The organism is Flavobacterium sp. UBA2787 (assembly GCA_002352205.1).
GTDB lineage: Bacteria > Bacteroidota > Bacteroidia > Flavobacteriales > Flavobacteriaceae > Flavobacterium.
The window spans coordinates 20773-35361 of the sequence record DEHZ01000013.1 but is presented as its reverse complement, the minus strand read 5'-3'; the positions used below and the strand labels follow the sequence as shown (position 1 = coordinate 35361).

Here is a 14589-nt window from a genome sequence, read left to right as displayed (position 1 = left end):
TTTTTCACTTTTTATTTGCAGTTAACAAAAACTGTTCTATATTTGCACTCGCAATCAAGCACTAATCGGGCGATTAGCTCAGCTGGTTCAGAGCACCTCGTTTACACCGAGGGGGTCGGGGGTTCGAACCCCTCATCGCCCACCAAAAACTCCTTAAGTAATTAGGGAGTTTTTTTAGTTTTAAAGGGTCATTAACTCAGTTGGTTCAGAGTGTCACGTCGACAACGTGGAAGTCATTGGTTCGAATCCAATATGACCCACTTTTTTTTTAATTTGCCACGAAGAAAAAAAGGCACAAAGTTCCTGAAATGTCATATAGAATGTTAGTTACCTATCACTTTTGGTAAGTGAATGACAAATTACTAATAACCCAAAATATAAATAAATCAATATGAATTCCATTTTAAATAGAAATATATACTTAATTAAAGAACATATCGGAATGTTCAAAGCATCAAACAACTTTGATATATTTAATCCTGATAATGGCTCATTACTTATGACATGCAGAGAACCTAATTTGGGTTTTTTTACCAAAATGTTTCGCTTTACAGACTATAAAAGAATGACACCATTTCATGTAGTAATTTCTGATACGCAAGGAAAAAAATAATTTCTGTAAAAAGGGGTGTAACTTTATTTCGTTCAGATGTTGAAATTTTCGATGAGTCTGATAAATTAATTGGTGTTTTTAAACAAAAGTTTTTCTCTTTTGGTGGTAAATTCGAAATTCACGATGCAAATGATAAACATTTATGCACGCTTCAAGGGAAATGGACCGGTTGGGATTTTAAATTCACTAAAGACAACAAAGAGTTGGCTCACGTATCAAAAAAATGGTCCGGGATTGGAAAAGAGTTTTTTACAAGTGCAGATAATTATGTACTGGAGATTTATAATCACGTGCCACAAGATGATGTGTTAAGACCTTTAATTGCAGCATCAGTTATGTGTATTGATATGGTTTTTAAAGAATAATTTTCATCAAATAAAATAATGTTGAGCCGTTTTGAAAGCAATTTTGAGACGGTTTTTCTTTAAAGCACAAATCGCGTGAGGGAGTGTAGCGGAAAGCCCACAGCAACAACGGAGCTTGCGGAGTTGGGGCGAGGACTTGCAGCGAAAAGCCCGACCCGGAGCTTGCCGGAGGGGCACGCCCAAATTGTTTTTAAATTAGAATTTAGATATTGAAATGATGAATTTATCCGTGAACGGTTTCTTTTTTGCCGTAATTGGAGATGAGTTCGCCTTCGAATTCGAGCCATTCTTGCCAGCGTTTATCGACATCTACTTTTTCGGAATATTTGCGGGCAAAGCGTAAAAAAGTGGTGTAATGGTTGGCTTCGCTAATCATCAATTCGCGGTAGAAATCGGCTAATTTTTTGTCTTTGATGTTTTCGGAAAGCACTTTAAAACGTTCGCAACTGCGGGCTTCGATCATTGCGGCAAAGAGCAATCGCTCGATTAAAGCATCGTTTCTGGAACCTCCTTTTTTGGTGAATTTCACCAGTTGGTTGACGTAATCGTCTTTTACTTCGCGACCAAATTCGAAACCGCGTTCTTGAATAATGTTGTGCACCATTTGAAAATGTTCCATTTCTTCTATAGCAATTTTAGCCATTTCGGTGACTAATTCAACGTTTTCAGAATTGTTGGTAATTATATAAAGTGCGTTGGATGCGGCTTTTTGTTCGCACCAACAGTGATCGGATAAAATTTCTTCGAGGTTTGATTCGGCGATATTTGCCCAACGTGGGTCGGTTTTAAGTTTTAATCCTAACATAATTCTCGTGATTTGATACAAAAATAATGCTTTTTATTTGAATAGAATTGTCTCTTTTATTCCTATTTTAGTCGGATGAATGCATTGGGAAATAAACGGATTTTAATTATTGGTTTTGTTTGGCCGGAACCGAAATCGTCTGCAGCCGGAAGTAGGATGATGCAATTGATTGCTTTTTTTAAGGAAAACGGCGGGAAAATTACGTTTGCCAGCACGGCTTCGGAAAGTGAATTTTCGGAAGAATTGAATGATATTAATAGAAAGCAAATTGCATTAAATTGTCGTTCATTTGATGAATTTGTGTTAGAATTGCAGCCGGATTTGGTTTTGTTTGATCGGTTTATGACGGAAGAACAATTTGGGTGGCGAGTGGCTGAACATTGTCCAAATGCGTTGCGAATGCTGGATTCGGAAGATTTGCATTGTTTGCGAGAAGCCCGTAGATTGACAGTTTTGAAAGGCAAACCGTTTGATTTGAACAATGATTTGGCGAAACGTGAAATTGCGAGTATTTATCGTTGTGATGTGACGTTGATGGTTTCGGAATTTGAAATGGAGTTGTTACAAACACATTTTAAAGTACCATCATTTTTATTGTTTTATTTACCGATTTGGGTGGAGAACGAAAAGTTAAGTTTACCGAGTTTTGAAGAACGAAGCGATTTTATGTTCATTGGAAATTTTCTGCACGCACCCAATCACGATGCGGTTGTGTATTTGAAAGAGGTGATTTGGCCGTTGATATTTGAAAAATTTCCTGAAGCGAAGATGAGCATTTACGGAGCTTATCCGACGCAAAAAATAAATTCGTTGCATCAACCGAAGATGAATTTTTTTGTTCACGGAAGAGCGGAAAGTTCTTTTGAAGTGATTTTGAAAGCAAGAGTTCTTTTGGCTCCCATTCGTTTTGGTGCAGGAATTAAAGGGAAATTGTTGGAAGCAATGCAGTTTGGAACTCCAAGTGTAACTACAGAAATTGGTGCAGAAGCAATGAACGGAGACTTTTTGTGGAATGGTTTTGTTGCCGATTCACCGGAAGATTTTGCTAATAAAGCAATTGAATTATATCAAAATAAATCAACGTGGTTAAATGCTCAACAAAATGGTTTTGAGATTTTAAAAAATCGATTTTCAAAAGATTTATTTGAAGGTTCCTTTAAAGAATTTTTAGCTGAAAAATTTAAAAATTTGGAAAAGTATCGAAATGAAAATTTTACAGGTCTATTATTGATGCATCATTTTTTGCAGAGCACGAAGTATATGGCAAAGTGGATTGAGGAGAAGAATAAAGAATAAAAACAAAAGCCTTTCCCAATTAAGGAAAAGGCTTTGAAAAAATCTTATTATGCAATTAAAAGTTTATTGGTCCGGCCCATTCACTGGTACTGCCGTCTGAACAATTGGCTCTTACATAAAACTGATCCCAAGAGCAAAACATATTTGAAAATGCTATAGATTCATTACTAGTTGTAAATTGATTTCCATTTTGTGGCAATCCTCCTTGGCTTACTAATGAAATAGTAAAGCTTTGTGCATTACTGTAATCATAATTCCAGCTGAAATTTCTGTAAGCTGTTCCTTGATAACAACTGCCTGAAATTAAAGTAGTGCTTAAAAATATAGGTTTTGGACATGAGCCAATAGTTGTGTAAGTATATTTCTTGGCTTCCGATTTATCATTTTGAAAACAAACAGCTCTTACATAAATATCATAGATAGTATTAGTTTGTATTCCTTGAATGGTTCCACTAGTAGAATTAAAAGTTAATGTAGTGCCACTTCCGGGAGTAAAACCTTGTAAACCGTATTCAACTTCATATTTATCAACACTTCCTCCTGTATATTCAAAATAAACTTCTATGTTTTGAGTACTGTACCATTGGTAAAGGTTTGCACTTACTTGACCAGTACATTGACTTTGTTCTGTGGCTATGTTAGAAATTTTATAGAAGTTTGTTTCTCCTTGTTCACATAAACTAGTAATGTAAATGTCATACAAGGTACTTGGATTCAAATTTTCAATTGTAACACCCGATTGTGAAGTAGGAAATGAAGTTCCAGTGCCTTTAGTGAATCCAGCCACACCATATTCTATCATGTAGGAATTAACATTGCTTACAGTTTCAAAACTGAAGCTCAAATATGATGGTCCGGTACTATAAACCGTTACATTAGATACTTTTCCACATCCTTCTTCATCACTTGAGGAACAAGAATTAAAGGTTGTCAATAAAATTGCAGAAAAGAACAGGCTAAGACAAAGTGTTTTCATTTTAAGTTTTTTATCTGTTTATAATGCTTAAGAAAATTCGTCGCAATATATAAATATACTTTTGGAACTGCAACAGTTTTTTTATTACATCATAAGACAAAAAAAGCGAGTCCTAAAACTCGCTTTTTGCTGTTATTTAATTGGTAATTCCCTTGTTAACCAACCGCTTTTCCCTGCAGTAGCAATAGCGTAAGGTGCTATCCAGAATAGACCAAAAGTATATAAAATACTATAAGTGTAAGCCCAAATTGATTCTGATAAATTATATCGTTTGGCATAAAACAATACCGGAAAAGTTGATATGATTAAGATGCTGGCAAGTGTTGAACTTAAAAAAAGTATCGGATGGGTGGCAATAAAGAAGAACATAAAAAGCATAAACGGATATGTCATCAAAAGCGTTAAACTTTGATTGATAAATAAAAGTCTAGCTCCGGATTTTGATTCTTTTCTAAAATCGGTAAACACATATTTTGCCATCATAATGTTTTCACGAACGTTGCTTCTTCCCCAACGGATGAACATTTTGTATAAACCTTTGTATCGTTCAGGAACGTTGGTCAACACGTGTGCATTTCGTTGAAATAAAACTTCTTTGCCTTGTTTTAGAATCATATTGGTCATCGCTCTGTCTTCGCCAATATCGGATGGTTTTCCCATAAAAGTTTGGTTAATCCATTCTTCCAGACAGTTAAAAACGGCATCTCTTTTGTAAGCGGCTAAAGCTCCTGGTGTACAAAGTACTGACCCTAACATACTTTCTGCGGAACGAACGAACTCGAAACTCATTACAAAACTCACATTAAGCATTTTTGGTAACATGGCTTTTTCGTTGTTCAGAACTCGCACGTTACCGGCAACAGCTCCACAATTTTCATTGGTTACAAACGGACTAACTAAATTACGTAATGTATCTTTTTTTATGATTGAATCACTATCGATGGTTACAAAAACATCGCCGGTTCCTAAGTTAAATCCACGGTAAAGAGCGTGTCTTTTACCTTTGTTTTGGGGCTGTTGAAAGATTGTTAGACGATCGCCTAATTCCAATTTAGCTTGTTGCATCCAATACCAAGTATCATCTTTACTACCATCATCAATAGCTAATATTTGTAATTTTTGTTCAGGATAATCACTGTTTGCAATACTTTTAAGCGTATCCCAAACTAATTTTCCTTCGTTATAAGCCGGAACGATGATTGTACAAGTTGGCAATTCTTCATCTGAAACAGACTCAATTGCTTTGTATCTAAAATATAAATAAATTTTAAACAGAAAAAAGCACGCTTTGTAAGCCAATAATGTAATTGATAAAATTAAAAATGTCATTCCCCAAGTCGAATTCATTCTTTCTAAGTTGAATTGTTCAAAACTTGGTTGTAATTGATACACCAAAAATGCCGCCCCAATCATCATTAAAAATGTACCAATTAAGACAATTAAATTTATTGGATTGATTTTAGTTTCATTCTTATTAGAAAAAAGCGATTTAAAATAATCTTGCACTTTCCAATATCCAATTGAAATTAATCTGTGTAAAGAATCGCTGTAAACAGGCAAAATAAAACTATACAATGTTTGTTCATTGTTTCTTTTCCTTTTTAAGGAAGAGTAGGATTCGTTTGATTGTAATTTTTGGCTTTCCATCTTTTAACTGAATTTGGTATTTTACTTATTTCTTAATTTGGGTTTTTATGTTTTGTAAAAGTTCCTTGCTAATTTCAAGGTGTTTACACAAGCATAGTTAGCAAGCCGTATGCCTATTTTATATATATCTGAAAACAAGCGCTTTATAAAAAGTTATAATTTTGAAGTATGTATAATTTTTACCCAAATTGAGATGGATTACACAGTTGGGGTATGTGTGAAAAAAAAAGCGAGCTCAACTTGAACTCGCTTTTAAAAATATATGTTTCGGATAAATCTATGCTAACATAGTCACCGGATTTTCTAAATACGTTCGCAACGTTTGAAGGAATTGTGCTCCAGTTGCACCATCCACTGTTCTGTGATCACAAGCTAAAGTTACTTTCATAGTATTACCCACAACGATTTGACCGTTTCTTACAACCGGTTTTTCGATGATAGCACCCACTGAAAGAATAGCTGAGTTTGGTTGGTTAATGATTGAAGTAAATTCAGTAATTCCAAACATACCTAAATTTGAAACAGTAAACGTACTTCCTTCCATTTCGGCAGGTTGCAGTTTTTTGTTTTTAGCTCTTCCGGCCAAATCTTTCACTGAAGATCCGATTTGAGATAAGTTCATTTGGTCTGTAAATTTCAAAACAGGAACTACCAGACCATCTTCTACAGCCACAGCAACACCAATATTTACGTGGTGATTGATAACGGTTACGTCATCTTTCCATTGTGTGTTAACACGTGGATGTTTTTTCAATGCCATCGCACACGCTTTCACAACCATATCGTTAAAGGATACTTTAGTATCAGGAACGGTATTGATAATTGCTCTGGATTTCATTGCTTCATCCATCGCTACTTCGATTGTTAAATAATAATGTGGAGCTGTGAATTTAGATTCAGAAAGACGACGAGCAATTGTTTTACGCATTTGCGAATTTTTCACTTCTTCTGAATACGATTCTCCGGCTGGAACAAATGGTTGAATCGCTGCAGCAGGTTGAGAAATATTTTCCGATTGTGTCGCTTTTTGAGGAGCGGCAGACGGCGTAAAGTTTTCAACATCACTTTTTACAATTCTTCCATTTTCGCCTGAACCTTTTACTTGAGAAAGGTTGATTCCTTTGTCTTTAGCAATTTGGCGAGCTAATGGCGAGGCAAAAATTCTTCCTGTTGATTCGGTTGAAGTAGTTGTTTCTTCTTTATTTTCTGATGATGGTTTGGCTTCTTCTGATTTGGTTTCGGTTTTTTCAGCTTTTGGAGCTTCGCCACCTTTTGAATAATTCTCAGCAATTCCTGAAACATCTGTTCCTTCAGGACCGATGATTGCTAAAACACTATCAACGGGAGCAGACTGACCTTCTTGAACGCCAATGTATAATAATGTTCCAGAATTGAATGATTCAAATTCCATTGTTGCTTTGTCTGTTTCAATTTCGGCTAAAATATCACCTTCTTTTACGGTGTCGCCAATTTTTTTCAACCAAGTTGCTACTGTACCATCAGTCATCGTATCACTTAAACGAGGCATGGTTACTACTTTTACACCTGCAGGAATTTCTGCTGATGCTTTTGGTTTTGATTCTTCTGTTTTAGAATTTTCCTCTTTTGGAGTTTCCTCTTTAGATGATTCTTCTTTTTTTGGAGCTTCTTTTTCTTCTGTTTTAGCAGAACTTCCTCCTTTTAATAAATCGGAAATATCTTCACCTTCTTTTCCAATAATAGCTAAAAGTGAATCAACCGGAGCTGATTCTCCTTCTTGAATTCCGATGTGTAACAACGTGCCTGAATCAAATGATTCAAATTCCATTGTTGCTTTGTCAGTTTCAATTTCAGCTAAAATGTCGCCTTCTTTTACTGTATCGCCAACTTTTTTAAGCCATGTTGCTACAACACCTTCTGTCATTGTATCACTCAAACGTGGCATGTTAATAATTTTTGCCATAGTGCTTATAGTTTATGGGGAATAAAAGGATAGTTTTCTTGTTCGTACACCACGTCATACAATTGTTGTACTTCCGGGAACGGAGATTCATCTGCAAATTTTTCACATTCATCAACCAAGTTTTTCACTCGTTCGTCGATGGCTTCAATTTCTGCATCAGTTGCATAATTATTTTCTTTAATAATATCTAAAACCTGTGTAATCGGGTCGATTTTTTTGTATTCTTCTACTTCGTCTTTTGTTCTGTATAATTGAGCATCAGACATAGAGTGACCTCTGTATCGGTAAGTTTTCATTTCTAAGAAAGTTGGTCCGTCTCCACGACGAGCTCTTTCGATTGCTTCGTGCATCGCTTCAGCAACTTTCACTGGATTCATTCCATCAACCGGTCCGCAAGGCATTTCATAACCTAAACCTAATTTCCAAACATCGGTGTGATTGGCAGTTCTTTCAACAGAAGTTCCCATTGCATAACCATTGTTTTCACAAATAAAAACAACAGGAAGTTTCCACAACATTGCCATATTGAAAGCTTCGTGAAGAGAACCTTGGCGAGCAGCACCATCACCAAAATAGGTTAACGTTACTCCACCTGTATTAAAATATTGGTCGGCAAATGCCATTCCGGCACCTACAGGAATTTGAGCTCCTACGATTCCGTGGCCGCCATAAAAACCGTGTTCTTTAGAAAAAATATGCATAGAACCACCCATTCCTTTTGATGTTCCGGTAGCTTTTCCGTATAATTCAGCCATCACTTTTCGCGGATCTACACCCATTCCAATAGGTTGAACGTGGTTACGATACGCTGTAATCATTTTGTCTTTAGACAAGTCCATTGCATGTAATGCTCCGGCTAAAACAGCTTCTTGACCATTATATAAATGTAAAAACCCTCTCACTTTTTGTTGGATATAAACGGCAGCTAATTTGTCTTCAAATTTTCTCCAAAACTGCATGTCTTCATACCATTGCAGATAAACTTCTTTGGTGATTTTTTTCATTTTTCTATTTCTTGAATCTTTTATGTTTGAAATGTCTGTTTCACAAATACGTTAAGCATAAATTTGCGAGTAGCAAAAATAAGACATAGTAAGTAGATGTGAAAATTTAATCGACTTAAAATGATAAACTTTGTGAAAAGTTATTTACGATAACGTTTTAGTAAACTAATAAAATTTACAGGAAATTTTTATCAAAAACTAAAGGGAGCAAGTTGGTCAGAGAATCTGATTTGTAAATTTCGCCCGATTCTCCCATAAAAAATATTTCGATGGGTGTATTTTGTTTGAATTCATATTCTGCAATTGACTGACGACAAGCTCCACACGGTGGAATCGGAGAATTTACCGGTTTTTCATCTGCTGTAGCTGATATTGCTAATTTTAAAATTTTTGCATCGGGATAAATAGTTCCAGCTTGAAAAATAGCAACTCGTTCGGCACAAAGTCCGGAAGGATAAGCGGCATTTTCTTGATTGGAACCTAAGACTATCTTCCCATTATCCAACAAAATTGCTGCACCAACTCTAAATTTTGAATAAGGAGCATAGGCTTTCTTTCGTATTTCAATAGCCGTTTCCATCAATTCCTTTATTTCTGAAGGCAATTGTTCTTTGCTTTCATAAACCGAGAATTCCGTTGTAATAGTAATTTTTTTCATAGTGTATAGTGGAAAAAAAATCCAAATTTCAACAATGAAATTTGGATTTTTTTTTAATTAATATGATTGATTAATATTCGTCATATTTATCTCCAAAATTAAACGTTAAGGAGAATCGTAATGTGTTTTCTAAAGGATTTTTAACTTTGGAAGCAGAGAATAAATAGGAAACATCTAATTTAATCACAGTGTATTTGAATCCGGCTCCAAAAGAAAAATATTTTCTAGCACCTTTCGTTTCATGTTCGTTAAAATAACCCAGACGAAGAGCAAATGAATCTTGGTAATTGTATTCTGCACCTAAAGCCCATGTGAACTCTCTTAATTCTTCACTAAAACCATCCGGTGCATCACCAAATGATTGAAAAATTCCGGAAACCCAACCTATTCGTTGATATTCATCTCTGGCTTTTGCTCTTGCTGCAGCTTCTTCAGATTGATCTATTGTACCATCCTCGTTTAAATCAATTAACTCAGGAATTTGAGGAGTTGGCACTAAAAGCTTAGTCACTTCTGCATTTAATCCAATTTTGTTGTATTCGTCAAAAATAAAATCGAAACCGGCACCTAATCGCATGTTAGCCGGAAGAAAGTTCGAATTAAGTTCGGTTACATCTTCGTCGTAATTAATCTTTGGGCCTAAATTTTGGAAATTAAATCCAGCTCTCCATCTTCCGTTAAAGCTGTCGTAGGCTTCTTCTTCTGATTGATAATAACCGGAAAGATCAAAAGCAAACGAACTAGCAGGCTTTGCATCAGTTGTGCCTTCCGGAATTCTTAGCTGAGATCGAATATAACGAAATGCAACAGATGTAGAAAAACGTTCACTTAATTTCAACGCATACGAAACATCTACCGCCAATTCATTTGGACTTACAACTCTTGCTTCGTCATCAAAATTATCACGCAATTCAATATCTCCTAAACTAAAATAACGTAAGCTTCCTCCAAAAGCACTTTTTTCGCTAATTCGATTATAGTAGTTTAATTGACCTAATGAAATATCATTGACTAAGTCAGTTAAATAAGGTGTATAACTTACACCAATACCAATTTTTTCAGTAGCAAAAGCATATTTAGCAGGATTCCATTGTTGGGAGTAAGCATCCGGTGAAGTTGCTACGCCTATATCAGCCATACCAGCTGCACGAGCATCGGCTGCAATCAATAAAAACGGAACTCCAGTGGTAATTACTCTATTTTGATCTTGTGCGGTAAGGTTCTGAAATGCTATGAGGCAAATTAAAAATACGGTTATTTTTTTCATTATAAATTCTGGATAATAATTAACAAATATAGTGTTTTCTTAAAGTATTACAAGTTTTTCTATTTTTTCAACTTTTTTATTGGTGAGATTGGACTTCACAGTTAGTTTGTACACATAAACCCCTTTCCCTATTTTATCCCCAAAATCATCTCTTCCATCCCAAGTGATTTCACGCGACAAAAAGCCTTCTGTATTGATAACTTGATTAATGGTTTTTACAATTTTTCCTGTAATCGTGAAAACTTGTACCTGAACATCTAAAGGTTCAAACGGACGATTGTGTGAAAACCAAAACTGTGTGTAACTCACAAATGGGTTTGGGTAATTAAGTACATTGGTCAAACTAATTGATTCATCACCAACTACAATAAACTGAATTTCAGCAGTAACAGGATTATTATAAACATCCCAAGCTCTAAAAGTTATAGTATGTAAACCCGGAGCCAAATCTCTAAACGGGAATCGTACTTTTCCTCTGGTATAATCATTCAATTCGGTTTCGTAATAGTCATTTAATATATATGGATTGTTTTCGTCTCCATCTAAAATAGCAACGATATCATGCCCGATTCCACTCGCGGTATTAATTCCGTTTTCATCTTCTAGAAAGGCTAAGAAAATTGGACTCGCGTTGGTTATCCCGCCTGAAATAAACGATTCATCATTCATATAAAGTCGCACCCGTGGACCAATGTTGTCTTCCGGTGCATTTTCGTTGATTCCTCCAATTAAAATAGATGTATCAAAACCGGTTTGATCTTGCAAAACCGGACTCGGACTTTTGGCATAAAAACTAATTCTTCCGTTTCCAACCGGAATCGAAATATCTTTGGGAACGATGAATTCTATCTCAAACAAACCATTGGTGACGGTGGCATTTCCTCTAAAAATTGTTTCTCCCAAGGTTTCAAAATTCAAGATGATTAAATTATTTGAATTATCTCTTGTGTTATCATTTGCTAATGTGCTTCGGTTAATTGATTTGTCAAATATTTGAACAGCTATATCGCCGTTGTAATTTGACAATAAAGCATCACCATTGCTATCTCTAACTTCTCCTGATAATTTCACTTTACTTAAAGCATTAAAAACCAGCGTCGATGATTCCGCCGGAACATCATTTACTTTAGTAAGAATAATTTTTGGCTTAGGAATCGCTAATTTTAATGCCGGATCACCTACGTAAAAAACCATTAATGTTTGACTATTATAAGCGTTTTTGGCTCTTCGCAAAGCTTCTGCAATGGTAGTTTCTTCATTAGAATTTGGGCCATATCCATATAAAAAGCTAGAAAAACCTTCATTTATCTGCTGTCCTGTAGTAACGCCTATTTGTCTTGTTGTGGTTATTAATGAAATGGCTCCTCCGGTTGGATTCCAGTAGGTATATTCACCTGCTGTGGGTCGATAAGGATTGTCAAATCGAGTAAATTCACAAGTTACTGTTACGATGAGCGGATAACGGTACTGATTGTTTAAGTTTTGAGCATCTGTTTTTTCAAAAATACGTTCTGAAGCTAATTGATCTTCACCTCCGTGTCCAAAATAATTAAAAACCAACGAACCGTTTTGAATCGCATTCAATAGTTCTTGCTTTAGTTTAGGGTAACGTTGTCCTCCTGCTGAAACCTCTTGAACATACGAATCAGCGTGAAATTTGAGTACGTTAACAAATGGTTTTTCAGCATTAATGGTGTTTCCTAAATTATCAATTCCTGTTTGAATTTGATTTTCCCAACTTTCATCAACATCATCAGAAACTAATGTAAAATTGTTACGCCATCTTCCATACGAATTAATATCGTGGTATTGTATAACTTTATCGACCATTTCTTTTGCTTGCTGAACGGACGAAACCAACATTCTTCCAACAGCAATATCTAGGGCTTCAAAACCCGGAAGATTACTTTGGTTTATCATTCTGCCTTCATGTGGATCCATCATACCATAAAAATCATCAGACATTGTTGAACTCAGCAGTGATTCACTATTAAGACTATGAAAAACAGGAACGATATTGGTGTTATTTGGAATTCTATTTTTATAATCAAACGAAGCATCACCAAATAAATTGAGGTATTTCACTCTTTTGGAATCTACGGAAGCATTGAAATAAACATACTTAACCAAATTACGAATAGCCCCAATATCCTGTTTTCCTGACGAGAATTCTTGATAGATTTTATCTAAAGTAATCACCTTAACGTTTAAATTAGAATAATTTCTATGAAAATTAGCCAATCTTTCCGCCTCAGAAACTAAATTTAATGGAGAAATTATAAGGTAATCAATATCTTGAAATTGGCCTTGATTGTTATTGAAAATAGTTCCTTTAATATCTTGATTAACTACTTTTGATTGTGATTCTCTCAAAGGATTGAAAAAATCGGCAGGTTCAAGAGCTATGTATTTTCTGGTTTCTCCCAAATCTACTTTAAATGTAAAAATTGAACTTCCTTGGTTTTCATATTTGGAAACATTATAAATGTCTGTAATATCCCAAACTTGTTGAATTGATGATGCATTTGAAAGTTGAAATTCACCTACACCTATTAAAGAAGCTGCAGACTCATTTTGAAACCGAAATTGTTTTCCATGACCTTGCAGATTTCTTTTTGCTTTGGCAATCACATAATTTAAATAACCTCTAGCACTAGGCACTCCGTTATTGTTGTAGGTAAGTTGTACCGATACATCTTGCGTGGAAGGGATACTAAATTGTGCGGTGCCTGACGAAAATAAAGTTGAACTATTGGTAGGAATAGCTGTAAAATTGATGTTTTGTGATTGACCACCGACATTAATTGATAAATTGGAACTAGACAATGAAACCGCTGCACTATTAATCGTCAATTGAATGGTTGTATTACTAACAACATTTGGAAAATTAAAATTGATAGAAAGTGGTGTTTGAGAACTATATTGCTCACCATACCAAACACGTCCAATCCTACCTATATTATTAAGGTCTTTTTCATGAAATTGATAATCGTCAAAGGTGGTAAAAACTGTAGAGGCTATGTCTGTTGGTTGCATTGCATCTGTTATTCTTTTTCCGCTACCACCTTGAGCAGTTACATAATAATAAGATCTATCTTCATATAAATTAAGGTGTGTGTTGCTTTCCGTGTTCCAGTTATCCATTCCTTCGGCATAAAACAAAATATAATCTTCTGGATTAAAAATACCATCTTCTTCACCAACGAAAAGAATGGCATTCTCTGCCAAATCCGACGGATAATCAATGCTATTTAGCAAAGGAATCATTCTGCCGCCATTACCGTATATTTTAATATTTCTGGGATCGGTATTCGTATTCATCCCCAACTGATTCAAAAAACTTCTGGAGATTTTATAAATTCCCGATTTTTCAACATAAAATCGATACCAATCTCCTGTTGATAAAACCGAATTTTGAATACTACTAAAATCAAAGCTAGCTTCACTTCTTTGTTCATAATTGGTTGAATTGCTGTAAGTAAAACTTAATGATTTAACTTTCTTATAACCATCATTAGTCTTAATTATGGGAGAAAACGTCAACAAAGCTTGTAGTAAATCCCTTGCTTTTCCGTTTTTTAAAGTGATATTTATATTATTCGGAATATTTTTTAACGATAAATCTCCAAGTTCGTTAGATGCAATATTTTCATACACTAAAGAGGAAATCTTTAGTGATTTTTCATCAATTGTTGAAGAGAGATTGAACTTGTAATTAAATAGTATTTCTCTATTAATGTCATCAAAAAAGAAATTTTCATGTTGAAATTGTGGAATATTTAAATGATAGGTACCTTGATCAAACAACCTACTTTCTTGCCAATTAACATCAATGTTTACGGCATTTTGAGCTATACCAAACAACCCACTTAACACTATATAAAGGAGTAAAAACTTTTTCATAACAAGAAATAAACGTAACGGATGCAAATTTATTACAAGATAAACATATTTTACAATGTTTTAATTTATACTAAACAATTTTTTTTTCCGTTATACGTTTGTTTATAAGACAA

Annotated in this window: 10 protein-coding genes and 2 tRNA genes; 4 read left to right on the top strand and 8 right to left on the bottom strand. The window is 34.9% G+C overall.

What is annotated here, in order from left to right; all coding sequences use genetic code 11:
- The first annotated feature begins 67 nt into the window (after positions 1-67).
- The 3 genes from B4N66_RS11565 (at position 68) to B4N66_RS11555 (ending at position 978) form a co-directional block, all read left to right on the top strand.
- Positions 68-145, top strand: a tRNA-Val gene (locus tag B4N66_RS11565).
- A gap of 40 nt (positions 146-185) precedes the next feature.
- Positions 186-260 (top strand) — tRNA-Val (locus B4N66_RS11560).
- Between the two features lie 349 nt (positions 261-609).
- Entirely contained in the window at positions 610-978 is a 369-nt protein-coding gene (locus B4N66_RS11555; RefSeq protein ID WP_324522883.1) for a phospholipid scramblase-related protein, read from the top strand.
- Between the two features lie 223 nt (positions 979-1201).
- Here B4N66_RS11555 and B4N66_RS11550 read toward each other — a convergent pair whose 3' ends face one another.
- Complete coding sequence (locus tag B4N66_RS11550; RefSeq protein WP_248435244.1) at positions 1202-1783, bottom strand: tRNA-(ms[2]io[6]A)-hydroxylase; 582 nt, start codon at positions 1781-1783, stop codon at positions 1202-1204.
- A 75-nt stretch (positions 1784-1858) separates the two neighbouring features.
- Here B4N66_RS11550 and B4N66_RS11545 point away from each other — a divergent pair, with 75 nt between their 5' ends.
- Entirely contained in the window at positions 1859-3079 is a 1221-nt protein-coding gene (locus tag B4N66_RS11545; protein ID WP_291094945.1) for a glycosyltransferase family 4 protein, read from the top strand.
- 55 nt (positions 3080-3134) lie between these two features.
- Here B4N66_RS11545 and B4N66_RS11540 read toward each other — a convergent pair whose 3' ends face one another.
- The 7 genes from B4N66_RS11540 to porU form a co-directional block, all read right to left on the bottom strand.
- Positions 3135-4055: a fibronectin type III domain-containing protein gene (locus B4N66_RS11540; RefSeq protein ID WP_291094944.1), complete on the bottom strand. Its 921-nt coding sequence runs from the start codon at positions 4053-4055 to the stop codon at positions 3135-3137.
- Positions 4056-4187: 132 nt separating this feature from the next.
- Entirely contained in the window at positions 4188-5702 is a 1515-nt protein-coding gene (locus tag B4N66_RS11535; protein WP_291094943.1) for a glycosyltransferase, read from the bottom strand.
- A gap of 277 nt (positions 5703-5979) precedes the next feature.
- Positions 5980-7644, bottom strand: a complete 1665-nt coding sequence (locus B4N66_RS11530) for a pyruvate dehydrogenase complex dihydrolipoamide acetyltransferase (RefSeq protein ID WP_291094942.1) — start codon at positions 7642-7644, stop codon at positions 5980-5982.
- 5 nt (positions 7645-7649) lie between these two features.
- Positions 7650-8648, bottom strand: a complete 999-nt coding sequence (gene pdhA / locus B4N66_RS11525) for a pyruvate dehydrogenase (acetyl-transferring) E1 component subunit alpha (protein WP_291094941.1) — start codon at positions 8646-8648, stop codon at positions 7650-7652.
- 175 nt (positions 8649-8823) lie between these two features.
- Positions 8824-9306: a cytidine deaminase gene (cdd, locus tag B4N66_RS11520; protein WP_291094940.1), complete on the bottom strand. Its 483-nt coding sequence runs from the start codon at positions 9304-9306 to the stop codon at positions 8824-8826.
- Between the two features lie 70 nt (positions 9307-9376).
- Positions 9377-10573, bottom strand: a complete 1197-nt coding sequence (porV, locus tag B4N66_RS11515; RefSeq protein WP_291094939.1) for a type IX secretion system outer membrane channel protein PorV — start codon at positions 10571-10573, stop codon at positions 9377-9379.
- A 39-nt stretch (positions 10574-10612) separates the two neighbouring features.
- Positions 10613-14476 (bottom strand): type IX secretion system sortase PorU, encoded by a 3864-nt coding sequence (gene porU, locus B4N66_RS11510; protein WP_291094937.1) that lies wholly within the window; start codon positions 14474-14476, stop codon positions 10613-10615.
- Positions 14477-14589: the final 113 nt, after the last annotated feature.

What these genes read in the sequence shown, in the direction of transcription:
- B4N66_RS11550 (WP_248435244.1), bottom strand. Translation starts at nt 1,783, where the DNA reads ATGTTAGGATTAAAACTTAAAACCGACCCACGTTGGGCAAATATCGCC.
- B4N66_RS11545 (WP_291094945.1), top strand. Translation starts at nt 1,859, where the DNA reads ATGAATGCATTGGGAAATAAACGGATTTTAATTATTGGTTTTGTTTGG.
- B4N66_RS11540 (WP_291094944.1), bottom strand. Translation starts at nt 4,055, where the DNA reads ATGAAAACACTTTGTCTTAGCCTGTTCTTTTCTGCAATTTTATTGACA.
- B4N66_RS11535 (WP_291094943.1), bottom strand. Translation starts at nt 5,702, where the DNA reads ATGGAAAGCCAAAAATTACAATCAAACGAATCCTACTCTTCCTTAAAA.
- B4N66_RS11530 (WP_291094942.1), bottom strand. Translation starts at nt 7,644, where the DNA reads ATGGCAAAAATTATTAACATGCCACGTTTGAGTGATACAATGACAGAA.
- pdhA (WP_291094941.1), bottom strand. Translation starts at nt 8,648, where the DNA reads ATGAAAAAAATCACCAAAGAAGTTTATCTGCAATGGTATGAAGACATG.
- cdd (WP_291094940.1), bottom strand. Translation starts at nt 9,306, where the DNA reads ATGAAAAAAATTACTATTACAACGGAATTCTCGGTTTATGAAAGCAAA.
- porV (WP_291094939.1), bottom strand. Translation starts at nt 10,573, where the DNA reads ATGAAAAAAATAACCGTATTTTTAATTTGCCTCATAGCATTTCAGAAC.
- porU (WP_291094937.1), bottom strand. Translation starts at nt 14,476, where the DNA reads ATGAAAAAGTTTTTACTCCTTTATATAGTGTTAAGTGGGTTGTTTGGT.